The organism is Pseudomonas sp. c313, from assembly GCF_055407145.1.
Genome location: NZ_JBUZRD010000001.1, coordinates 256398 through 277354 on the forward strand (window position 1 = coordinate 256398; position 20957 = coordinate 277354).

General features: G+C 61.7%; 17 protein-coding genes. 9 read left to right on the plus strand and 8 right to left on the minus strand.

The genetic code is table 11. The features are described 5' to 3' along the window. Positions 1-36 precede the first annotated feature (36 nt). From ACZRKZ_RS01285 to ACZRKZ_RS01295, 3 genes are read left to right on the plus strand one after another with little or no spacing between them, the layout of a single operon-like run. Complete coding sequence (locus tag ACZRKZ_RS01285; RefSeq protein ID WP_149411619.1) at positions 37-1257, plus strand: maltoporin; 1221 nt, start codon at positions 37-39, stop codon at positions 1255-1257. Positions 1258-1305: 48 nt separating this feature from the next. Beyond that, the gene (ptsP, locus tag ACZRKZ_RS01290; RefSeq protein ID WP_463980485.1) at positions 1306-3837 is read left to right on the plus strand and encodes a phosphoenolpyruvate--protein phosphotransferase; all 2532 of its coding nucleotides are present in this window, start codon (positions 1306-1308) and stop codon (positions 3835-3837) included. 2 nt (positions 3838-3839) lie between these two features. Next, on the plus strand, positions 3840-4130 hold the full coding sequence (locus tag ACZRKZ_RS01295; protein WP_463980486.1) for a PTS transporter subunit EIIB: 291 nt from the start codon (positions 3840-3842) through the stop codon (positions 4128-4130). A 104-nt stretch (positions 4131-4234) separates the two neighbouring features. Here the strand turns inward: ACZRKZ_RS01295 and mltF are convergent, their stop codons facing one another. Next, positions 4235-5695 (minus strand): membrane-bound lytic murein transglycosylase MltF, encoded by a 1461-nt coding sequence (gene mltF / locus ACZRKZ_RS01300; RefSeq protein ID WP_463980487.1) that lies wholly within the window; start codon positions 5693-5695, stop codon positions 4235-4237. A 286-nt stretch (positions 5696-5981) separates the two neighbouring features. Between mltF and purL the strand changes: the two genes are divergently transcribed. Together purL and ACZRKZ_RS01310 are read left to right on the plus strand one after the other, a co-directional pair. Further along, the gene (purL, locus tag ACZRKZ_RS01305; RefSeq protein ID WP_463968146.1) at positions 5982-9878 is read left to right on the plus strand and encodes a phosphoribosylformylglycinamidine synthase; all 3897 of its coding nucleotides are present in this window, start codon (positions 5982-5984) and stop codon (positions 9876-9878) included. 4 nt (positions 9879-9882) lie between these two features. Continuing rightward, positions 9883-10194, plus strand: coding sequence for an NGG1p interacting factor NIF3 (locus ACZRKZ_RS01310; protein ID WP_463980488.1), 312 nt, complete (start codon positions 9883-9885; stop codon positions 10192-10194). 118 nt (positions 10195-10312) lie between these two features. Here ACZRKZ_RS01310 and nagE read toward each other — a convergent pair whose 3' ends face one another. From nagE to ACZRKZ_RS01345, 7 genes are all read right to left on the minus strand, one after another. Then, positions 10313-12019 (minus strand): N-acetylglucosamine-specific PTS transporter subunit IIBC, encoded by a 1707-nt coding sequence (gene nagE / locus ACZRKZ_RS01315; RefSeq protein WP_463980489.1) that lies wholly within the window; start codon positions 12017-12019, stop codon positions 10313-10315. Positions 12020-12045: 26 nt separating this feature from the next. Then, positions 12046-14559: a phosphoenolpyruvate--protein phosphotransferase gene (gene ptsP / locus ACZRKZ_RS01320; protein WP_463980490.1), complete on the minus strand. Its 2514-nt coding sequence runs from the start codon at positions 14557-14559 to the stop codon at positions 12046-12048. 36 nt (positions 14560-14595) lie between these two features. Continuing rightward, the gene (locus ACZRKZ_RS01325) at positions 14596-15606 is read right to left on the minus strand and encodes an SIS domain-containing protein (protein WP_463980866.1); all 1011 of its coding nucleotides are present in this window, start codon (positions 15604-15606) and stop codon (positions 14596-14598) included. Next, entirely contained in the window at positions 15599-16705 is a 1107-nt protein-coding gene (gene nagA / locus ACZRKZ_RS01330) for an N-acetylglucosamine-6-phosphate deacetylase (RefSeq protein WP_463980491.1), read from the minus strand. The genes ACZRKZ_RS01325 and nagA overlap by 8 nt, the downstream gene beginning before the upstream one ends. 10 nt (positions 16706-16715) lie before the next feature. Next, the gene (locus ACZRKZ_RS01335) at positions 16716-17474 is read right to left on the minus strand and encodes a GntR family transcriptional regulator (protein WP_149411610.1); all 759 of its coding nucleotides are present in this window, start codon (positions 17472-17474) and stop codon (positions 16716-16718) included. A gap of 262 nt (positions 17475-17736) precedes the next feature. Then, the gene (locus ACZRKZ_RS01340; protein WP_149411609.1) at positions 17737-18240 is read right to left on the minus strand and encodes a L,D-transpeptidase family protein; all 504 of its coding nucleotides are present in this window, start codon (positions 18238-18240) and stop codon (positions 17737-17739) included. Positions 18241-18274: 34 nt separating this feature from the next. Continuing rightward, positions 18275-18823: an NUDIX hydrolase gene (locus ACZRKZ_RS01345; RefSeq protein ID WP_463980492.1), complete on the minus strand. Its 549-nt coding sequence runs from the start codon at positions 18821-18823 to the stop codon at positions 18275-18277. A 147-nt stretch (positions 18824-18970) separates the two neighbouring features. Between ACZRKZ_RS01345 and ACZRKZ_RS01350 the strand changes: the two genes are divergently transcribed. The 4 genes from ACZRKZ_RS01350 (at position 18971) to ACZRKZ_RS01365 (ending at position 20943) form a co-directional block, all read left to right on the plus strand. Beyond that, positions 18971-19573: a CoA pyrophosphatase gene (locus ACZRKZ_RS01350; RefSeq protein WP_133102120.1), complete on the plus strand. Its 603-nt coding sequence runs from the start codon at positions 18971-18973 to the stop codon at positions 19571-19573. 37 nt (positions 19574-19610) lie between these two features. Further along, on the plus strand, positions 19611-20135 hold the full coding sequence (locus ACZRKZ_RS01355) for a gamma carbonic anhydrase family protein (protein WP_463980493.1): 525 nt from the start codon (positions 19611-19613) through the stop codon (positions 20133-20135). Beyond that, complete coding sequence (locus ACZRKZ_RS01360) at positions 20132-20350, plus strand: DUF1289 domain-containing protein (RefSeq protein WP_463980494.1); 219 nt, start codon at positions 20132-20134, stop codon at positions 20348-20350. Before ACZRKZ_RS01355 ends, ACZRKZ_RS01360 begins: the two co-directional genes overlap by 4 nt. Before the next feature lie 125 nt (positions 20351-20475). Beyond that, positions 20476-20943 carry a preQ0 transporter gene (locus ACZRKZ_RS01365; protein WP_463980495.1) on the plus strand — a complete coding sequence of 156 codons (468 nt, stop codon included), beginning with the start codon at positions 20476-20478 and terminating at the stop codon, positions 20941-20943. Positions 20944-20957 lie beyond the last annotated feature (14 nt).

The following is a 20957-nucleotide window of genomic DNA, read 5'->3' on the forward strand; positions in this document are numbered from 1 at the left end:
CTTCAAAAAAACACAATAAAAATAATGGAGTGCTTCATGAGAACAACAATAAAGCTGGGCCTCGTTGCATCCTGTCTGACGTTGCCATTGGCGGCCCAGGCTTTGGAGTTTGCAGGTTACTTGCGTAGCGGCGCGGGGACTTCAACGGGCAGCGGTCCACAGCAGTGTTTCCAACTGCCCGGTGCGCAATCGAAATACCGTCTGGGCAACGAATGTGAACAGTATGCCGAGCTGGAATTGCGCCAGGACCTGTTCACCCTTGATGACGGCTCGGTGCTCAGCGTCGACGCCATGGCTTCGCTGTACAACAAGTACGATCGCGAGCTGAAGTTCCAGGGTGAAAACAACGGCTCGGCGCGCATGCCGCAGATGTATGCGCAGTGGTCGAACATGCCCAGCCTCAACGGCGGTTCGCTGTGGGCCGGTCGGCGTTACTACAAACGTAATGACATCCATATTTCCGACTTCTACTACTGGAACCAGAGCGCGACAGGCGGCGGTATCGAAGACGTGCTGATAGGCGATCTGAAATACAGTTACGCCATTTCTCGCAAGGACAACCTGTACCAGAAGGAATACGCCACCCGTCACGACTTCAACGTCGCAGGCTTCAAGACCAACCCTGGCGGCGAGCTGGAACTGGGCTTGAGCTACATCGAAAAAGCCGGCGGCCGCGAAGCCAACAGCGGTTGGGCGCTGACTGCCCAGCATGTGCAGACGCCGTTTCTTGGCGGCAAGAACAAGTTCGCTCTGCAGTACGGCGAAGGTCCCGGCACGGGCTTGGGCTACACCGGTAATACTGCCCTGGACAACAGCAGCAAAAGCTACCGCGCGGTGGAGTTTTTCGACTGGCAGGTGACACCACGGTTTGGCGGCCAGATCGAGGCGGTCTACCAGAAAGACATTCGCCCCGGCAGCCAGGACCAGACCTGGATTTCCCTTGGCGTGCGCCCGGCCTATGCGATCACTGAACAGTTCAAGCTGGTCACCGAGTTGGGCCATGATCAAGTGGACGCCACCGGCGGCACCCGCAAGCTGAGCAAATTTACCTTCGCCCCGACCTGGTCGCCTAAAGGCCCGGATTTCTGGGCAAGGCCGGAGGTGCGTTTGTATTACACCTACGCTACCTGGAACGAAGCAGCCAAGCGTGCGGCCAATGAACTGGCGGCGGGCTCGGCACTGTCCGACACCGGCAGCTATGGCACGGCGCGGCATGGTTCCAACTTTGGTGTGCAGGTTGAGTATTGGTGGAAGTAACAGTTTTCCGATCAATGATTTTTACAGAATAAAACAACAGGTGAAATCATGACCACAACCCAACCCCTGGAACTGCTGGCGCCCTTGTCCGGGGTGCTTATGGCCCTGGATCAGGTGCCCGATCCGGTGTTCTCAAGTCGCCTGATTGGCGACGGCCTGTGCATCGATCCGACCTCGCAGACTCTCTGCGCTCCCCTTGCCGGGGTGATCAGTAATATCCAGGACAGTGGTCATGCGGTGAGCGTCACCAATGATCACGGAGTCCAGGTGCTGATACACATTGGCCTGGACACCGTGAACCTGGCGGGCAAGGGTTTTACCCGACTGGTCAAGGAAGGTCGGCGTGTTGAGGCCGGCCAGCCGTTGATTGAATTCGATGCCGATTTTGTTGCGCTCAACGCCCGTAGTTTGCTGACCCTGATGTTGGTGGTCAGCGGCGAGCCCTTCACGCTGCTGACACCGGGCAGCGGCCTGGTGGTGCTTGGGCAACCCTTGTTGCGCGTGACCTCTGAAGGCTGCACGGATGAAACCGTGGAAGAAGAGGGCGACGCCCTGTTCTCCAAACCCCTGATACTGCCCAACGCCAACGGCCTGCACGCCCGTCCGGCGGCGATTTTTGCCCAGGCGGCGAAGGGCTTCAAGGCGAGCATTTACCTGCACAAGCAAACCCAGAGCGCGAATGCCAAGTCGCTGGTGGCGATCATGGCGTTGCAGACCGTACGGGGCGATACCTTGCAGGTGAGTGCGGCGGGTGAGGATGCCGATGCGGCCATCGAGGCCCTGGTGGTGTTGCTGGCTGAAGGATGCGGGGAAACGGTAATTGCCCACGTCGAGATTGCCGAACCAGCGGCACCGCTTGGCTCGGCGACCTTGCTGCGGGGCGTGTGTGCTTCGCCTGGTTCTGCGTTCGGCCAAGTGGTGCAAGTCGCCGAGCCTGAATTGAACATCACTGAAGCCGGTACTGGCGAAGCGGCTGAGCGCGTCGCGCTGGATCGTGGCCTGCTTCACGCGACCGAGGCGCTGCAAGGCTTGCAGGCCAAGGCCGTCGGCAGCGCCCAGGCGGAAATTTTTCGTGCCCACCAGGAGTTGCTGGAAGACCCAACCCTGCTGGAGCAAGCCGATGCCCTATTGGCGCAAGGCAAAAGCGCCGCCTTCGCCTGGAACAGCGCCACTGAAGCGACTGCCAGCCTGTTCCAGGGGTTGGGTAACGCGTTGCTTGCCGAGCGCGCCGCCGACCTGGCAGACGTCGGCCAACGTGTACTGAAACTGATCCTCGGGATCAAGGACAACGCCTGGGACCTGCCGGAGCAGGCGATCCTCATCGCCGAACAACTGACGCCTTCACAAACCGCCAGCCTCGACACCCGCAAGGTGTTGGGTTTTGTCACCGTCGTCGGCGGCGCCACCAGCCACGTCGCAATCCTTGCCCGTGCCCTGGGGTTGCCCGCCATTTGCGGCGTGCCGGTCCAGGTGCTGAGCCTGAGGAACGGCAAGCAAGTCCTGCTGGATGCCGACAAGGGTGAATTGCACCTGGAGCCGGACCTGGCCGAGATCGAGCAATTGCAGGTCTCCCGCCAACAGCAGGTTCTGCGTCGTCAGCAGGAGGTGGCGCAGGCCTCACTGGCCGCCATCACCCGCGACGGTCATCGCGTCGAAGTCACCGCCAACGTCGCCTCGCTGCAAGAGGTGGAACAAGCGCTGGCCCTGGGTGGCGAAGGCGTTGGCCTGCTGCGCTCGGAGTTCCTCTACCTGGACCGTAACCGCGCGCCCAGCCCCGAGGAGCAGGCCGCCACCTACAGCGCCATCGCCCGGGCCCTGGGGCCGGAGCGCAACCTGGTGGTGCGCACCCTCGACGTCGGAGGGGACAAGCCCCTGGCCTATGTGCCGATGGACAGTGAGAGCAATCCGTTCCTTGGCCTGCGGGGCATTCGACTGTGCCTGGAGCGTCCGGAACTGCTGCGCGAACAGTTCCGGGCGATCCTCGCCAGTGCCGGTTTTGCTCGTCTGCACATTATGTTGCCGATGGTCAGCCTGCTCTCGGAACTGCGCCTGGCGCGGCAGATCCTTGAGGAGGAAGCCTTGGCCATGGGGCTTACGCAACTGCCTAAACTGGGGATCATGATTGAAGTACCGTCGGCGGCGTTGATGGCCGACCTGTTTGCGCCAGAGGTGGATTTTTTCTCCATCGGCACCAACGACCTGACCCAATACACCCTGGCCATGGACCGCGATCACCCGCGCCTGGCCATCCAGGCCGACAGCCTTCACCCGGCGGTACTGCGCCTGATCGCCAGCACCGTCAAGGCCGCCCATGCCCATGGCAAGTGGGTTGGTGTTTGCGGCGCGCTGGCGTCGGAGGCGCTGGCGGTGCCGGTGTTGATTGGGCTGGGAGTGGATGAGTTGTCGGTCAGCGTGCCGCTGATCCCGACCATCAAGGCCGCCGTGCGCGAGCTGGACCTGGCGGACTGCCAGTTGATCGCCCGCCAGGTGCTTGGCCTGGAAGAGGCCGTCCAGGTACGTGAGGCCCTGCGCCAATACCACGCGGCCACCGTCGAAACCTCATTGGTTGTGGAGAACTGAGTATGTTCGAGAAAATGCAGCGGGCGTTCTGGAAGGCCCTGACGCCGGATTTGATTGCAGAGACGTCACAGGCAGTGGTTGCACCTGTGGGCGAAACGCCGTTGGCGCCGGGCGTGTTGAGTGCGTTGGGGGGGGCTGACAACCTCAAGTCGCAACAGCGGGTGGCGCTGACTCGGGTGCGGGTGCAATTACTAAATCCGGAGCGCTTGGATGAGCTGGCATTACGGGCGGCGGGAGTACCAGGGGTGATGGTATTGGCGGGTGGGGTGGTGCATTTGATTACGGGACTTTAACGTTCAAATCAAATGGCGAGGGGGCAAGCCCGCTCGCCACAACAAGCCGGCTGCCACAAAGTCTGGCTTCCACAGATTTTTACATTGTTTGAGGGGCCGCATTTTTATAGCTGCGGGGTTTCTTCGGCCGGTTTTGTCTTGTCTACACCCGGCACATGCAGGTTGCCTTCAACCACCTGATTCCCCTCCAGCTGCGGCTGCGTCACCCAGGTCAGGATGTCGTAATAGCGCCGGATGTTGGCCACGAAGTGCACTGGCTCGCCGCCCCGGGCGTAGCCGTAGCGGGTCTTGCTGTACCACTGCTTCTGCGACAGGCGCGGCAGCATCTTCTTCACGTCCAGCCACTTGTTCGGGTTCAGGCCTTCTTTCTCGGCCAGCTTGCGGGCGTCCTCCAAATGGCCGCCGCCCACGTTGTAGGCTGCCAGGGCAAACCAGGTGCGGTCCGGTTCCTGGATCTTGTCGTCCAATTCACCCTTGATCATGGCCAGGTACTTGGCGCCACCCTTGATACTTTGCTTGGCGTCCAGGCGGTTGGACACGCCCATCGCCTGGGCGGTGTTCTGGGTCAGCATCATCAAGCCGCGCACGCCGGTCTTGGAGGTGACCGTCGGTTGCCACAGGGATTCCTGATAACCGATGGCCGCCAACAGCCGCCAATCGACCTTTTCTTCCTTGGCCGAAGCCTTGAAGTGTTTCTCGTACTTGGGCAGGCGCTGCTGCAAATGCTGGGCGAAGGTGTAGGCGCCGACATAGCCAAGGACATCGACGTGCCCGTAATAGCGATCTTTCAGACGCTGTAGGGTGCCGTTTTTCTCCACCTTGTCCAGAAAACTGTTGACCTCGTTGAGCAGGCTGTTGTCTTCACCCGCGGCCACGGCCCAGCTTTGGTTGCGGGCATCGCCCAGGTCGAAGGCGACCCGTACGTTGGGGAAGTACACCTGGTTCATTGCCACTTCGTTGGAGTCCACCAGGGTCAGGTCGATCTGACTTTCGTCGACCATGCGCAAGAGGTCGACCACCTCAACGGCGTCGGATTCTTCGTATTCAATGGCGGGATTTTTCTGCTTCAGCTCGGCCAGTTGCTCGGCGTGGGTGCTGCCCTTGAGTACCATGATCTTCTTGCCCACCAGGTCCGTCGCGTTGGTAGGGCGGGACTGGCCGTTGCGGTAGATGATCTGCGGGGTGACTTCCAGGTAAGGGTGGGAGAAGCGCACCTGTTGTCGGCGCTGCTCGCTGCTGACCAGGCCGGCGGCGGCCAGTACCGGGCCGTTGGGTTTGCCAAGCTGACCGAACAGGTCGTCGAGGTTGTCAGCCGTTTCTATCTCCAGCTTCACCCCCAGGTCTTCGGCAAAGCGCTTGACCAGTTCGTATTCGAAACCGGTTTCGCCGTTGCGGTCCTGAAAATAGGTGGCCGGGCTGTTTCGGGTGATCACCCGCAATACGCCATCCTCCTTGATCCGCTCTAGCGCGCTGGGGTTATCAACACAGGCGCTGAGCATCAGGAAGAGTCCGATTGCGAAGAGCCATTTGGCGCAACGCGGGCATAAAGCAGTTGGGGAGAACATCTGCGCAGTATACGCAAAGGACCCTCGGCGCCATATATCGACAGCGTGGCTGTTGTCTGCTAGTACCCGGAAACCTAAGCTGCAGCCCGCAGAAACGGGCCTTGGCGCGCGATTGTGACGGTTAAAATAACTGCCTGAAATGACCGGGATGGCGTCCTGGCAGCCGTGCGGTCGGGCCAACTGACGTCCGGCAGCGGCCACAGGTACCGTTTCGGGTGCCGTTGGCGGCGGTTTACGCTAGAATGCACGGCCTCAAAGCACACCCCTTCCCGAGGCTGTCCCGAAGATGTTGATCCTGCGCGGCGCTCCTGCCCTTTCTGCCTTTCGCCACAGCAAACTCCTTGAGCAACTGAGCCAGAAAGTCCCGGCTGTCAGTGGCTTGTATGCTGAATTTGCTCACTTCGCCGACGTTACCGGCGTCTTGACCGCCGACGAACAGCAAGTGCTGGCGCGTCTTCTGAAGTACGGCCCCAGCGTTCCCGTTCAAGAGCCCACCGGTCGCTTGTTCCTGGTCCTGCCACGGTTCGGCACCATCTCGCCCTGGGCGAGCAAGGCCAGCGATATCGCCCGCAACTGCGGCCTGGAAAAAATCCAGCGGCTGGAGCGCGGGATCGCCTTCTACGTCGCTGGCCAGTTCAGCGATGCCGAGGCCGAGCTGATCGCCAGCAGCCTGCATGACCGCATGACCCAGATCATCGTCAGCCAACTGGAACAGGCCGCCGGCCTGTTCAGCCACGCCGAGCCCAAGCCGCTAACCGCGATTGACGTGCTCGGCGGCGGTCGCCGAGCCCTGGAAAAAGCCAACACCGAACTGGGCCTGGCCCTGGCTGAAGACGAAATCGACTACCTGGTCGACGCCTTCACAGGTCTTGCGCGCAACCCCCACGACATCGAATTGATGATGTTCGCCCAGGCCAACTCCGAGCACTGCCGCCACAAGATCTTCAACGCCAGTTGGGACATTGACGGCCAGAGCCAGGAAAAAAGCCTGTTCGGCATGATCAAGAACACCTACGTGATGCACAGCGAAGGCGTTCTGTCGGCTTATAAAGACAACGCCTCGGTCATCGTCGGCAGTGTTGCCGGCCGTTTCTTCCCGGACCCGGAAACCCGCCAGTACGGCGCGGTGCAGGAGCCGGTGCACATCCTGATGAAAGTCGAGACCCACAACCATCCGACCGCAATTGCCCCGTTCCCGGGCGCAGCCACCGGTTCCGGTGGTGAGATTCGCGACGAAGGTGCCACCGGTCGCGGCGCCAAGCCAAAGGCTGGTCTCACCGGCTTTACCGTGTCCAACCTGCAGATCCCGGGCTTTGAACAGCCGTGGGAAGTGCCGTACGGCAAGCCTGAGCGCATCGTTACCGCACTGGACATCATGATCGAAGGCCCGCTGGGCGGCGCCGCGTTCAACAACGAATTCGGTCGTCCGGCCCTGACGGGTTACTTCCGTACCTTCGAGCAGTCCATCACCACCCCTCACGGTGATGAAGTGCGCGGTTACCACAAGCCGATCATGCTGGCCGGCGGCATGGGCAACATCCGCGCCGAACACGTACAGAAAGGCGAAATCCTCGTCGGCTCCAAGCTGATCGTCCTCGGCGGCCCAGCGATGCTGATTGGCCTGGGTGGCGGCGCCGCTTCCTCCATGGCCACCGGCACCAGCTCGGCGGACCTGGACTTCGCTTCCGTACAGCGCGAAAACCCAGAGATGGAGCGTCGCTGCCAGGAAGTCATCGACCGTTGCTGGCAGTTGGGTGACAAGAACCCAATCAGCTTCATCCACGACGTCGGCGCAGGCGGTTTGTCCAACGCCTTCCCGGAACTGGTCAACGATGGCGACCGTGGCGGCCGCTTCGAGCTGCGCAACATTCCAAACGACGAGCCGGGCATGGCCCCGCACGAAATCTGGAGCAACGAATCCCAGGAACGCTACGTATTGGCCGTTGGCCCTGCGGACTTCGAGCGTTTCCAGGCGATCTGCGAACGTGAGCGTTGCCCGTTTGCCGTGGTCGGCGAAGCCACTGCCGAGCCGCAATTGACGGTCACCGACAGCCACTTCGGCAACAGCCCGGTGGACATGCCCCTGGAAGTGCTGCTGGGCAAGGCCCCGCGCATGCACCGTTCGGCGGTCCGCGAAATCGAACTGGGCGACGACTTCGATCCGTCGACACTGGCCATCGCCGATTGCGTGGAGCGCGTCCTGCACCACCCGGCCGTTGCCAGCAAAAGCTTCCTGATCACCATCGGCGACCGCACCATCACAGGTCTAGTTGCCCGTGATCAGATGGTCGGCCCGTGGCAGGTTCCGGTGGCCGACGTTGCCGTCACCGCCACCAGCTTCGACGTCTACACCGGTGAAGCCATGGCCATGGGTGAGCGCACGCCGCTGGCCCTGCTGGACGCTCCAGCGTCGGGCCGCATGGCCATCGGTGAAACCCTGACCAACATCTGCGCTTCGCGCATTGGCAAGATCTCTGACATCAAGCTGTCGGCCAACTGGATGTCCGCTGCCGGTCACCCAGGTGAAGACGCCCGTCTATACGACACCGTTAAAGCAGTCGGCATGGAGCTGTGCCCTGAGCTGGGTATCACCATCCCGGTGGGCAAGGACTCCATGTCCATGGCCACTCGCTGGAACGATGAAGGCGTGGACAAGAGCGTCACCTCGCCGCTGTCGCTGATCGTTACCGGCTTTGCGCCGGTCACCGACATTCGTCAGACCCTGACCCCGCAACTGCGCATGGACAAGGGCACCACTGACCTGATCCTCATCGATCTGGGCCGTGGCCAGAACCGCATGGGCGCCTCGATCCTTGCCCAGGTTCACGGCAAACTCGGCAAGCACGCGCCGGACGTTGACGACGCCGAAGACCTGAAAGCCTTCTTCGCCGTGATCCAGGGCCTGAACGCCGACGGTCACCTGCTGGCTTACCACGACCGTTCCGACGGTGGTCTGCTGACCAGTGCCGTGGAAATGGCCTTCGCTGGTCACTGCGGCCTGAGCTTGAACCTCGACGGCCTGGCGGAAACATCCGCGGACATCGCCGCGATTCTGTTCAACGAAGAACTGGGCGCCGTAATCCAGGTTCGCCAGGACGCCACCCCGGACGTGCTTGCGCAATTCAGCGCGGCCGGCCTGGGCGACTGCGTGGCAGTAGTTGGCCAGCCGATCAACAACGGCGAAATCAACATCGTCTTCAATGGCGAAACCGTCTTTGAAGGCCAGCGCCGTCTGCTGCAACGCCAGTGGGCCGAGACCAGCTACCAGATCCAGCGCCTGCGGGACAACGTCGACTGCGCCGAGCAGGAATTCGCCGTGATCCTGGAAGAAGACAACCCGGGCCTGAGCACCAAGCTCAGCTTCGACGTCAACCAGGACATCGCCGCGCCGTACATCAAGAAAGGCATTCGCCCACAGGTTGCCGTACTGCGTGAGCAGGGCGTCAACGGCCAGGTGGAAATGGCGGCTGCGTTCGACCGTGCCGGCTTCAATGCGATTGACGTGCACATGAGTGACATCCTCGCCGGTCGCGTTGACCTCAACGAGTTCAAAGGCCTGGTGGCCTGCGGCGGTTTCTCCTACGGCGATGTGTTGGGTGCCGGTGAAGGCTGGGCCAAGTCGGCGCTGTTCAACAGCCGCGCCCGCGATGCGTTCCAGGGCTTCTTCGAACGCAATGACAGCTTCACCCTGGGTGTGTGCAACGGTTGCCAGATGATGTCCAACCTCAGCGAACTGATCCCGGGCAGCGAGTTCTGGCCGCACTTTGTGCGCAACCGTTCCGAGCAGTTCGAAGCCCGTGTGGCCATGGTCCAGGTGCAGGAATCGAACTCGATCTTCCTGCGGGGTATGGCCGGTTCACGCATGCCAATCGCCATCGCCCACGGTGAAGGCCATGCCGAGTTCGAAAGCGAAGAAGCGTTGCTGGAAGCTGACTTGTCCGGTTGTGTGGCCATGCGTTTCGTCGACAACCACGGCAAGGTCACCGAAGGCTACCCGGCCAACCCGAACGGCTCGCCGCGCGGGATCACCGGGCTGACCAGCCGCGACGGTCGCGTCACCATCATGATGCCGCACCCGGAACGTGTATTCCGTGCCGTGCAGAACTCCTGGCGCCCGGAAGAGTGGAGCGAAGACGGCGCGTGGATGCGCATGTTCCGCAACGCCCGCGTGTGGGTGAACTAAGGCCGTGTACAAGCTCGGCTTCTTTGTGCCCGACAGTCACGTGGATACGGTGAAAACCGCCGTCTTCGCAGCTGGCGGCGGGCGCATCGGCCACTACGACAGCTGCGCCTGGCAAGTGCTGGGCCGTGGCCAGTTCCGCCCGATGGACGGCAGCCAGCCGTTTATCGGCCAGGTGGGGCAGGTTGAAGTGGTTGAGGAATGGAAGGTTGAGTTGGTGGTGGCGGATGAGTTGATCAAGGCCGTTGTGGCTGCGTTGAAGCTTAGCCATCCCTATGAGACGCCGGCTTATGAGGTGTGGCAGTTGGCGGATTTTTGATTCGCTGGCTGTAAAAAAAAGAAACCCGCTGGGCCTGAATGGTCAGCGGGTTTTTTGTTGGCTGTGAGGGCCTCATCTCGGGCTAGCCCGCGATGAAGTCCGAATGGCCAGTAGAGATTTAGGCTCGGGCTCCTATTTCACGGTCACTGACCAACCGCTCCAAGGCCTCACCCAACCCCGATGCCTTGTCACCAATCAGCAAGTGCCAAATGCCGCTTTCCAGTCGGCTCACACCCTGGCAGCCAAGCGCCGTGAGCTGGGATTGCGACAACACCGAACCATCCCCTAATTTCACCCGCAACCGCGTCATGGCCACGGTATCCAGTTGCAGTACATTGGCCCGACCGCCCAGGGCCTTCAGCCATTTATCGGCCTCGTGAACATTGACCGGTGCGCTCTTTTCAACAGGCGCAGCAACCACTGGTGCCGTTCCGACAAACGACGGCATGGCCAGGCGAATCTCGTCAGCAATGCTGTCGGCCATCGGCCCTACCACCACCTGCAAGCTGCCGCCGTTGCCGGGGCGAACCACGGCCATGGCACCCAATGCCTTGAGCTCGGCGTCCACCACCTTGTTGCGGTCCACCATGTCCAGGCGCAGACGTGTAGTGCAGGCACCCACGCTGAGCAGATTGTCAGCTCCGCCCAGCGCACGAATGTAGGCACCGGCACGCTGGTTGTCGGTCATGACTTCGGTGCGCACGACCTGTATGTCTTCGCGCCCCGGTGTCTTCAAGTTGAAGCGACGGATGCAGAAATCAAACACCGTGTAGTAGACCACCGCGTAGGCCAGGCCCACCGGCACCACCAGCCAGCCATTGGTGGACTTGCCCCAGCCGAGGACCATGTCGATAAAACCACCGGAAAAGGTAAAGCCCAAGTGGATGTTCAGCAGGTTAGTGATGCCCATCGACAGGCCGGTCAATAGCGCATGTAGCAGATACAGCAGCGGCGCGAGGAACATGAAGGCGAACTCGATGGGCTCGGTGACGCCGGTGAGGAACGAGGTCAATGCCATCGACAGGAAGATCCCGCCCATGATCTTGCGCCGCTCCGGCAAGGCATTGCGGTACATCGCCAGGCAGGCTGCGGGTAGGCCGAACAGCATCACCGGGAACATGCCAGTCATGAACTGGCCGCCCTTGGGGTCGCCGGCAAAGTAGCGGGTCAAATCGCCCGTGACCACCGCGCCGGTCACCGGGTCGGTGAAGCTGCCAAACACAAACCAGGCCATGTTGTTGAGGATATGGTGCAGGCCAGTGACGATCAGCAGGCGGTTGAATACGCCGAAGATGAACGCGCCGAAGCTGCCACTTTCCAGCAGCAATACGCCGAAGCTGTTGATGCCATGCTGGATCGGCGGCCAGATCAGGCCGAACACCACGCCCAGGCCGACCGCCGAGAAACCGGTGACAATCGGCACAAACCGCCGCCCACCGAAGAACGCCAGGTATTCAGGCAGCTTGATGTCCTTGAAACGGTTATACAGCGCGCCGGCCATCAGCCCGCTGACGATCCCGGCGAGCATGCCCATATTGATGCTGGCGTCCATCACCTTGAGGGTAGAGATCATCACCAGGTAGCCAATGGCCCCGGCCAAGCCTGCGGTGCCGTTGTTGTCTCGGGCAAACCCCACGGCGATACCGATGGAGAAGATCAACGCCAGGTTGGCGAAGATCGCTTGCCCTGCGTCGTGCATCACGGCGATGTTCAGCAGGTCGGTGTCGCCCAGGCGCAGCAGCAGGCCAGCGATCGGCAGGATCGCGATCGGTAGCATCAGCGCGCGGCCCAGGCGTTGCAGCCCTTCGATGAAATATTGGTACATGGCGTGTCTCCCTTTTCTTGTTGTTGTCAGCTCAGCGGCCAGTGGTGTTGACAGGCTTGGCGAACGGCTTTGGCGCTGCTCAGGTTAAGCAGGCCTTGGCTCAGTTGCCGGCATTGCGCTGTATCCAGGTGGCGGACGCGGTCCTTGATTTCTCCGATTTGCAGCGGGCTTACCGACAGCTCGCTGATGCCCAGGCCGATCAGCACCGGCGTGGCCAGTGGGTCGGACGCCAGGGCGCCGCATACGCCGACCCAACGGCCGTGTTTGGCCGCTCCGGCGCAGGTGTGGGCGATCAGGCGTAGCAACGCTGGATGCAGGGCGTCGACCCTGGCGGCGAGGCCGGCGTGGTCGCGGTCCATGGCCAGGGTGTACTGGGACAGGTCATTGGTGCCGATGGACAGGAAGTCCGCATGCTCGGCCAGTTGCTCGGCCATCAAGGCGGCGGCCGGTACTTCGATCATTACCCCCAGTTCCGGGCGTTGGGTCAGTTCCAGCTCAATGCACAGCTCATCCAGGCGTTGGCGGATGTGCAGCAACTCGTCCACTTCGCTGATCATCGGCAACAGGATGCGGCAGCGCTGCAACGGGCTGACCTGGAGCAGGGCGCGCAGTTGCTGGTCCAGCAGTTCCGGGCGGACCTGGGCCAGGCGTATGCCTCGCAGGCCCAGCACCGGGTTGGTTTCGGCGGGCAGCGGCAGGTAGTCCAGTTGCTTGTCGCCGCCGACGTCGATGGTGCGGATGATCACCGACTTGTCGCCCATGGCATCCAGTACGGCTTGATAGGCCTGGCGCTGCTCTTGTTCATCGGGCGCGGTGCGGCGGTCTACGAAGAGGAATTCGGTGCGCAACAGGCCGACGCCGTCGGCGCCGTTTTCATGGGCAATCTGCGCTTCAGCGCTGGAGGCGACATTGGCGGCCACCTCGATACTCACGCCGTCCAGGGTGCGGGCTGGCGCCTGGGCTTGGTTTTGTTGCTGCTGGCGGCGGAGTTTTTGTACGTCGCGTATCTGATGAACTTGCGCGTGGCGCGCGTCATCGGGGGCCAACTCCAGGCGACCGTTGATGGCGTCCAGCACAACCCGTTGGCCTTGGGGCACATCCAGTACGGCCGAGCCCAGTGCAACCACGCAAGGCAAGCCTTTGCCCCGCGCCAGAATCGCCACATGGGAAGTTGCACCACCTTCGGCCATGCAGATACCCGCGGCGTTTTGTGCGCTCAGTTGCAGCAGGTCCGACGGTGTCAATTCATGGGCCGCAACAATGGCGCCGGCGGGCAATTCGAAGTGCCAGACTTCACCCAGCAACTCTCGCAGCACTCGCTGCTGCAAGTCCCGCAAGTCATTGGAACGCTCGGCCAATAAGGGTTTGCCCAATGCCAGCAGCACGGCGCACTGGGCCTGGATCGCATCGCGCCAGGCGTGGGTAGCGGCGCGGCCCTGAGCGATGGCGACACCGGCGGCCACCAGCAGCGCCGGGTCTTCCAGCAGCGCCAGGTGGGCGGCAAAGATTTCTTCTTCTTCAACGTCTTTGTGCCGCCGGGCTTGGGCCAGGGTGTCGCGGATATTGTTGCGTACTTGTTCCAGGGCGTTGTCGAACAAGCGCAGTTGTTCCTCGGCGACGTGGTTGCCGATGTCTTCCGGCAGCTCAATGCCATTGAGTCGAAACAGTGGCCCACACACCAATCCAGGCGCGGCGCACACTCCTTGCAGCACGCCGGGTTCACTGTTGGCGCGACGAGTAGCGACGGCCACCGGCGCATGGGTTTGTGCATGGCCCGCCACCGACAAGGCGGCGATCAGCGCTTGCAGCGCCGCGTCGCAATCCTTGCCACGGCAAGTGACCTGAACTTCGTCCTGTTCACCGATACCCAGGCCCATCAAGCCGATCAGGCTGTCGCAGGACGCCGACTTGCCGGCGAAATGCAACTGCGACTGGCTGCTGAAACCCTGCGCCGTTTTGCGGATCAAGGCCGCAGGGCGTGCATGCAAACCGCCACGGTGAGTGATGCGAATGCTGGCGCTGGCTTGCGCGATTGAGTCATCGACCGCCTGCGGTTGCGCTGGCGAAGAACCGTGTGCTACCACCTGCAACAGCGGTTCCCCGACGTTCACCGCGTTCAATGCAAGCGGGCGCAGCGCAAATTGATCACTGTTGGTGAGAATGATCAGGCTGATAAGACTTTTGCACTGGCGGGCGATGCGATCCAGTTCGAAGCGCACCAGCGGCTGGCCATTACGGACCCGCGCGCCTTGTTCGACCAACAGCTCAAAACCTTCGCCGTTCAACTCCACGGTGTCGATGCCCACGTGCAGCAGCAGTTCGGCGCCGTTATCGGCGCGAATCGTCAGCGCATGCCCGGTACGGGCGACATGAATGACGACCCCATCGCAGGGCGCATGCAGGCAATCATTAATCGGGTCGATGGCGATGCCATCACCCATGGCGCCGCTGGCGAACACTTCGTCGGGAACGCTGCCCAGGGCCAGTACCGGCCCGCTGAGGGGGGCGCTGAGGGTGAGGTCATTATTATTGTGGGACATGGGCACGGTACTCATCAGGAATGCGCAAAAATCAACTCAGTGGGTACGGGTCACTTTGCTTAGGTGACGCGGCTGGTCCGGGTCCATGCCACGGGCTTCGGCCAGGCCTGCGGCCATCACGTAGAAGCTCTGGATGGCAAGAATCGGATCAAGGGCCGGGTGTTCGGCGCGGCTCAAGGTCAGGTCGCGTTCGGCGATGTCATCGGGAGCGGCCAGCAACACGCGGGCGCCGCGTTGGCGCATATCGGCGGCCAGGCTCAGCAAACCGGCCTGTTCGGCGCCGCGTGGGGCGAACACCAGCAGCGGGTAGTTGTCACTGATCAAGGCCATTGGCCCGTGGCGTACTTCGGCGCTGCTGAAGGCTTCGGCCTGGATCGCCGAGGTTTCCTTGAGTTTGAGCGCGGCTTCCTGAGCGATAGCAAAACCGGCGCCACGGCCGATTACCATCAACTGCTGGCAGTCGCGCAGGGCGTCGATGGCCAGGCTCCAGTTCTGTTTGGCGGCTTCACGCAAACCGTCGGGCAGGGCTTTACAGGCTTGCAGCAGTTCGGTTTCCTGGTTCCAGTGACCGATCAGTTGGGCGCTGGCGCTCAAGGTGGCGATAAAGCTTTTGGTGGCGGCGACGCTGCGTTCGGGCCCGGCACACAGCGGCACATGGAATTCGCAGGCTGCTTCCAGTGGTGAGTCCTCGGCATTGACCAGCGAAATGCTCAAGGCGCCACGCTTGCGCAGCAGGCGCAGGCTGTTGACCAGGTCCGGGCTTTGCCCCGACTGGGAGAAACCGAAGGCCACCTGGCCACTGACCTTGAGCGGCGATTGCAGCATGGTCACCACCGACATCGGCAACGACGCCACGGGAATCCCCAGGTGTTGCATGGTCAGGTAGGCAAAGTAGCTGGCGGCGTGATCCGAGCTGCCACGGGCGATGGTCAACACCACTTGCGGCGGCTGGCGACGCAAGCGTCCGGTAACCTCCACCAGCATCGGTTCCAGGCGTTGCAGTTGAGCCTCGACGGCGTCGCAGGAGGCCAGGGCCTCTTCAAGCATTTTTGAAGTCAATGGTTTCTCCTTCGACCATTACGTCGGTGAGGTTCAGGGAGCGGTCCAGGCGCACGCAGTCGGCAAAGCTGCCGGGTTGCAGGCGGCCGCGCTCTGTAAGTCCCAGGTAATCGGCGGGAAATTGCGACAGGCGTTGTGAGGCTTCGCTGATGGGCAGGCCGATTTTCACCAGGTTGCGCAGCGCCTGATCCATGGTCAGCGTGCTGCCGGCCAGGGTGCCGTCGGCCAGGCGCACGCCGCCCAGGCATTTGGTCACGGTGTGGCTGCCCAGCTTGTATTCGCCGTCGGGCATGCCGGCGGCAGCGGTGGAATCGGTGACGCAGTACAGACACGGAATCGCCCGCAAGGCCACGCGCATGGCACCGGGGTGAACGTGCAGCAAATCGGGGATCAGCTCGGCGTATTTGGCGTGGGCCAATGCCGCGCCAACGATGCCCGGCTCGCGGTGATGCAGCGGGCTCATGGCGTTGTAGAGGTGGGTAAAGCTGGTGGCACCGGCGGCGAGGGCGGCGACGCCTTCTTCGTAGCTGCCCAGGGTGTGGCCGATCTGCATGCGCACGCCGCGTTCGCTGAGGGCGCGGATCAGGCCGTCATGGCCAGCGATTTCCGGGGCAATAGTGATCACCCGGATCGGCGCCAGGCGCAGGTATTCCTCAACTTCGGTCATCAGCGCGGTGTGGGCGAAGTTCGGTTGTGCGCCGAGTTTGCCAGGGTTGATATAAGGGCCTTCCAGGTGCACACCAAGCACGCGGGCGCTGCCCGCCTGGCGGTTTTCGCAGAAGCGGCCGAGGGCGTCGAGCACGCTGGAGATTTCGTCCACCGGCGCGGTCATGGTCGTGGCCAGCAGCGAGGTGGTGCCAAAGCGCACGTGGGTGCGGGTGATGGTCTCGAAGGCGCTGGGGCCTTCCATGATGTCCTTGCCGCCGCCGCCGTGAACGTGCAGGTCGATAAAGCCCGGCAGCAGGTACGGCAGGTCGTTGTTGGTAGGGTCGCACGGGCTGCCTTCAACGGCGGTGACTTTGCCGTGCTGGTGCACCAGGCGGCCGCGAATCCAGCCTTGAGGCGTGAGGATATTGTCTTCGGACATGGGCAGTTCTCTAAGGCCGCAATTCAGCGGCAAAGTCATAGCGGCGCAGCTCTGCGACAAAGTCGTAGTAGTCGTTGCGGCAGTAGGTATCGGTGATTTCGATCGGGGTGTTGTCTTCGGTGTAGCCGACTCGGGTCATCAGCAGCATGGCGGTGCCGGGGGCGATGCCCACCAGTGCGGCGAACTCGTCCGAGGCGTTGATTGCCTGGATGTGCTGCAGCGCGCGAACGATGGGCTTGCCGATGCCTTCCAGGTATTCGTAGAGGGAACTGCCAATGGCCTGCGGGTTGGGGATGATCGAAGCGGGCAGGGCGCTCATTTCGATGGCCATCACCGTGTCATCGGCCTTACGCAGGCGCTTGAGCCGCACCACCTTGTCGGTGGGCGACAGGCACAGGCGGATCAGTTCTTCGTGGGTGGGCGGGGTGATTTCCCGCTCCAGCCATTGGGAGCTTGGGACAAAACCCTTGAGCCGCAACATCTCGCTGAACCCCGAAAGGCGTGACAACGGCTGTTCCAAACGCGGGGTAATGAAGGTTCCAGAGCCTTGGCTGCGACGGATCAGGCCTTGTTCGAACAGCACTTCCAATGCCTTGCGGGCGGTCACTCGGGAAATGCTCAACAGTTCGCTGAGGGTGCGTTCCGACGGCAACGCCTGCTCGGATTTCCACTGGCCAGCATGAATCGCCGCTTCCAGCTTGCGGGCCAGTTGCAGGTACAGCGGCGTGGATTGTTTGCCGTCGGGGCGCAGGGCCAGGATGGGGTTCATCTGTAGGGTTTCCGATGCGTTATTGGAGTGTTGTCGCCCGGTAGTGGCTGGAAATTAATACCACTTAAATACCATGTCAATGCTGCCCAAATGGTGCGGGCAAGTGTTTACGGGCGCCTTTATAGTGCGCTTGAGCAAGTGGTATTAGAGAGGTCTTTCTTTGGCGCAGAAGTGCGCAGCCTGCGGGGGTGAAATGGTATTCACCGGCAGGCGCTGCCGAGGGCAGGAATTTATTTGGATTTATTTTACAAACGGTCGAAAACTACGGACGAATCTCGATCATCGTGCCGTCCTTGACCAGGTTCCAGACTTCGCGCATGTCGACATTGCGCATGCCGATGCAGCCGTCGGTCCAGTCCAGGGTGTGGAACCACTCCTCGGGGTAATCCTCGGCGTCGGGGGTGCCGTGAATCATGATCATGCTGCCCGCACGCACACCTTCACGTCGCGAGCGGGCGGCGTCGCTGATGTTCGGGTAGGAGATGTGCATGGACAGGTTGAAACGGTCGCTGGTCTTGCGCCAGTCGATCCAATAGAGACCTTCCGGAGTCTTGCGGTCGCCTTCCACGAGCTTGTGGCCCTTGGGGTTTTTGCCCAGTGAAATGCGGTAGGTCTTGAGGGGCTTGCCGTCGTTGATCAACTGCAACTGATGGGCGGACTTGAGGACCAGGATTTTCTCGACAGGTTTGCCGCCCAGGGTTTCCAGGGTGGAGGCTGACGACAGCGTGGCGAACGACAGGCAGAGTAGAGCAAGCAACCAACGCATTAAAACGGTATCCCTTCAGGTGCTGCCTGGATTGTTATTTTGCCAGATGGGCCAGTGGCGGCACGGACTCGTTGCGCACCGGGAACAGCTGTAGCCGACGGTCGGCGAAAAAGCATTCTAAGGTACGCCCGACCGTGCGGAAAGCCAGCTCGGACCAAGGGATGTCGGCTTCATTGAAAAGCTTCACCTCCAGGCTTTCGGGCCCTGCGCAGAAGTCCAGGTCGATCAGCTCGGCGCGATAGAAAATATGCACCTGGCTGATGTGCGGCACGTCGATCAGCGTGTAGATGCTCAGGTTGCGCACCCTGGCACAGGCTTCTTCCATGGTTTCGCGCATGGCCGCCTGTTCGACGGTCTCGCCGTTTTCCATAAACCCTGCGGGCAGCGTCCAATAGCCCTGGCGCGGTTCGATGGCACGACGGCACAGCAGCACCTGATCGCCCCAGACCGGCACGGTGCCGGCGACGATGTTGGGGTTCTGATAGTGAATGGTCTGACAGTGATCACAGACATAACGCAGGCGCGCGTCGCCTTCGGGAATGCGCTGGGTGACCGGTTTACCGCACTGGCTGCAGAAGTTCATGCTGGGGTTCCTGGAGAGTGCGCCTATCTTGGCGTGGCGGCGTGCCTGCCTGCAAGTTGTCGTTTAGCGACACGGTCCAGGTTTTGGGGTTGGGCACCCGCACGCTTTGGTGCATGATGCAAGGTAGCCAACAGATCGAGATGACTCATGCTGGACGAGCTACTTCGCCGGGTAAGCAATCATACGCCACGCACGCTGGAGACCGACGCTCGTTTCCCGGAAGCCGCGGTGCTGGTGCCGATTACCCGCAGTGACGAACCCGAACTGATCCTGACCCTACGGGCCAGCGGCCTGTCGACCCACGGTGGCGAAGTGGCTTTTCCCGGCGGACGCCGCGACCCGGAAGACCCGGACCTGGTGTTCACCGCCCTGCGTGAGGCCGAAGAAGAAATCGGCCTGCCACCGGGACTGGTGGAAGTGATCGGCCCCTTGAGTCCCTTGATCTCCCTGCACGGTATCCGCGTCACGCCTTATGTCGGGGTCATCCCCGATTACGTCGAGTACTTGGCCAACGACGCCGAGATTGCTGCCGTGTTCAGCGTGCCCCTGGAGTTCTTCCGCCAGGACCCACGCGAACACACCCACCGCATCGATTACCAGGGCCGCAGTTGGTACGTGCCCAGTTATCGTTTTGGCGAATACAAGATCTGGGGCCTGACGGCGATCATGATCGTCGAGCTGATCAACCTGATCTATGACGACGCCGACATCAGCCTGCATCGTCCACCGAAAAGCTTCATCAATACCTAAGCCATCGTTTCGTATGGCAAGCCTTGAGGACCACACCATGAAATACCGCCTGGGCGACGCCCGCGTCGAGACCCATCCCCAAAGCTGGGTGGCCCCCAATGCCACGCTGGTGGGCAAGGTCAAGCTGGAAGAGGGTGCCAACGTCTGGTTCGACGCGGTGTTGCGCGGTGATAACGAATTGATCCTGATCGGCAAGAACAGCAACGTCCAGGACGGCACGGTGATGCACACTGACATGGGCTACCCGCTGACCCTGGGCACCGGCGTGACCATCGGCCATAACGCCATGCTGCACGGCTGTACCGTCGGCGATTACAGCCTGATCGGCATTAATGCGGTGATTCTCAACGGGGCGAAGATCGGCAAAAATTGCATCATCGGCGCCAATTCGCTGATCGGCGAAGGCAAGGAAATTCCCGATGGCTCGCTGGTGATGGGCTCGCCCGGCAAAGTGGTGCGGGAACTGACCGAGGCGCAGAAGAAGATGCTTGAGGCCAGCGCTGCGCACTATGTGCATAACGCTCAGCGCTATGCCCGTGACCTGGTCGAGCAGGAAGAATGAACACCCCTGAACGACCGGTGGCCTCGCCCTGTGTGAACATTTGTGCGCTGGATAACGATGATATCTGCACCGGCTGCCAGCGCACCGTGGACGAAATCACTCGCTGGAGCCGCATGGACAATGCCGAGCGGCGGGTGGTGCTGGGGTTGTGTCACGAGCGGGCGAAGGTGAGTGGGTTGGTGTGGATGATTGGCAAACAGTCTGATTCTCTGTAGGAGCGAGGGGGACGGCTAGTTCTTGCTCGCGAAAAATGCAAGAGCATCACGTATAGTCAAAAAAACCCATAATCGTTAACGTCCTTCGCGAGCAAGCTCGCTCCTACACCAGGTTCCCTCGCCCCATGCTCTTCCTGATCGCCTATATCAGCAGCGTCGTGCTGATCAACTACGCCTTTTCCACCGCTCCCCACTTGGACGTCATCTGGTCCGCCTGGGGCGGGTTGGTGTTTGTCCTGCGTGACATGGTGCAAACCCGCTTCGGTCACGGTGCGATCATCGCCATGCTGGCGGCGTTGGTGCTGTCTTACATCACTTCCGATCCGTCCATCGCCCTGGCCAGTGCCACGGCGTTCGCGGTGTCCGAGTGCATCGACTGGCTGGTGTTCAGCATCACCAAGCGCCCGCTTCACGATCGCCTGTGGATAAGTTCGGCGCTGAGCATTCCCCTCGATACCTTTATCTTTTTCGGCCTGATCGGCGCCCTGACGCCCGCCGTGGTAGGGACCGCCCTGGCCTCGAAATTTGCCGGAGTGACCGTGGTCTGGCTGGCCATGGCCTGGCGCTTGCGCCGCCAGCGCGTCGCCAACTGAGGCCAATCTTTACA

What these genes read in the sequence shown, in the direction of transcription:
- ACZRKZ_RS01365 (WP_463980495.1), top strand. Translation starts at nt 20,476, where the DNA reads ATGCTCTTCCTGATCGCCTATATCAGCAGCGTCGTGCTGATCAACTAC.
- ACZRKZ_RS01335 (WP_149411610.1), bottom strand. Translation starts at nt 17,474, where the DNA reads ATGAACCCCATCCTGGCCCTGCGCCCCGACGGCAAACAATCCACGCCG.
- purL (WP_463968146.1), top strand. Translation starts at nt 5,982, where the DNA reads ATGTTGATCCTGCGCGGCGCTCCTGCCCTTTCTGCCTTTCGCCACAGC.
- ptsP (WP_463980490.1), bottom strand. Translation starts at nt 14,559, where the DNA reads ATGTCCCACAATAATAATGACCTCACCCTCAGCGCCCCCCTCAGCGGG.
- nagE (WP_463980489.1), bottom strand. Translation starts at nt 12,019, where the DNA reads ATGTACCAATATTTCATCGAAGGGCTGCAACGCCTGGGCCGCGCGCTG.
- ptsP (WP_463980485.1), top strand. Translation starts at nt 1,306, where the DNA reads ATGACCACAACCCAACCCCTGGAACTGCTGGCGCCCTTGTCCGGGGTG.
- ACZRKZ_RS01345 (WP_463980492.1), bottom strand. Translation starts at nt 18,823, where the DNA reads ATGAACTTCTGCAGCCAGTGCGGTAAACCGGTCACCCAGCGCATTCCC.
- ACZRKZ_RS01325 (WP_463980866.1), bottom strand. Translation starts at nt 15,606, where the DNA reads ATGCTTGAAGAGGCCCTGGCCTCCTGCGACGCCGTCGAGGCTCAACTG.
- nagA (WP_463980491.1), bottom strand. Translation starts at nt 16,705, where the DNA reads ATGTCCGAAGACAATATCCTCACGCCTCAAGGCTGGATTCGCGGCCGC.
- ACZRKZ_RS01340 (WP_149411609.1), bottom strand. Translation starts at nt 18,240, where the DNA reads ATGCGTTGGTTGCTTGCTCTACTCTGCCTGTCGTTCGCCACGCTGTCG.
- ACZRKZ_RS01350 (WP_133102120.1), top strand. Translation starts at nt 18,971, where the DNA reads ATGCTGGACGAGCTACTTCGCCGGGTAAGCAATCATACGCCACGCACG.
- mltF (WP_463980487.1), bottom strand. Translation starts at nt 5,695, where the DNA reads ATGTTCTCCCCAACTGCTTTATGCCCGCGTTGCGCCAAATGGCTCTTC.
- ACZRKZ_RS01295 (WP_463980486.1), top strand. Translation starts at nt 3,840, where the DNA reads ATGTTCGAGAAAATGCAGCGGGCGTTCTGGAAGGCCCTGACGCCGGAT.
- ACZRKZ_RS01285 (WP_149411619.1), top strand. Translation starts at nt 37, where the DNA reads ATGAGAACAACAATAAAGCTGGGCCTCGTTGCATCCTGTCTGACGTTG.
- ACZRKZ_RS01355 (WP_463980493.1), top strand. Translation starts at nt 19,611, where the DNA reads ATGAAATACCGCCTGGGCGACGCCCGCGTCGAGACCCATCCCCAAAGC.
- ACZRKZ_RS01360 (WP_463980494.1), top strand. Translation starts at nt 20,132, where the DNA reads ATGAACACCCCTGAACGACCGGTGGCCTCGCCCTGTGTGAACATTTGT.